The sequence below is a fragment of the Niveispirillum sp. KHB5.9 genome (assembly GCF_048066115.1).
Taxonomy (GTDB): Bacteria; Pseudomonadota; Alphaproteobacteria; order Azospirillales; family Azospirillaceae; genus Niveispirillum.
The window spans coordinates 1-693 of the sequence record NZ_JBLTYX010000073.1; the positions used below are offsets into that span (position 1 = coordinate 1).

The 693-nt window shown below is 61.9% G+C and carries 1 protein-coding gene; it reads right to left on the reverse strand.

Annotated elements, in window-relative coordinates:
• Positions 1-24 precede the first annotated feature (24 nt).
• Positions 25-693, reverse strand: a 669-nt coding sequence (locus ACM9HJ_RS30990) for an IS3 family transposase (RefSeq protein WP_416575668.1), incomplete at its 5' end; no start/stop codon positions are given.

Here is a 693-nt window from a genome sequence, read left to right on the forward strand (position 1 = left end):
ACCTGCTCCCCTAATTGTTACCGGTTATAAGCAGAGTCCTCTGGTTTGGTATTGGGTTTGAGTTACGTTCAGGACCGGGGGCATGCCCCCGGTCCTGAACGTTGCGAACCGGGTGGGGGACATCCCGCCCAGGGTGGAATGGGGTCGAATATTGTTGTAGTCATCCCGCCAGTCGGCCAGCACCTGGCGAGCGTGCCGCAGGCCATGGAACAGGGTTTCATTCAGGCATTCATCGCGCAAGCGTCCGTTGAAACTTTCCACGAAAGCATTCTGGGTGGGCTTGCCGGGCTGGATGTAATGCCATTCAACCCGGTTGGTCTGCGTCCAGGCCAGGATCGCCCTGGATGTCAGTTCGGTGCCATTATCGCTGACGATCATCAGCGGTTTGCCCCGCATGGCGACAAGGGTGTCCAGTTCCCGTGCCACCCGCTTGCCGGACAGCGAGGTGTCGGCCACCAGGCCCAGGCATTCGCGCGAGAAATCATCAACCACGGCCAGGATGCGGAACCGCCTTCCGTCACTGAACGCGTCGGACACGAAGTCCAGGCTCCAGCGCTGGTTGGGAGCCTGCGGCAGGGTCATCGGCGCCCGTGTGCCCAGCGCGCGTTTGCGGCCCCGTCGCTGGCGCACCGCCAGCCCTTCCTCACGATAAATCCGCAGCAGCTTCTTATGGTTAACCGCCATCCCCTCCCG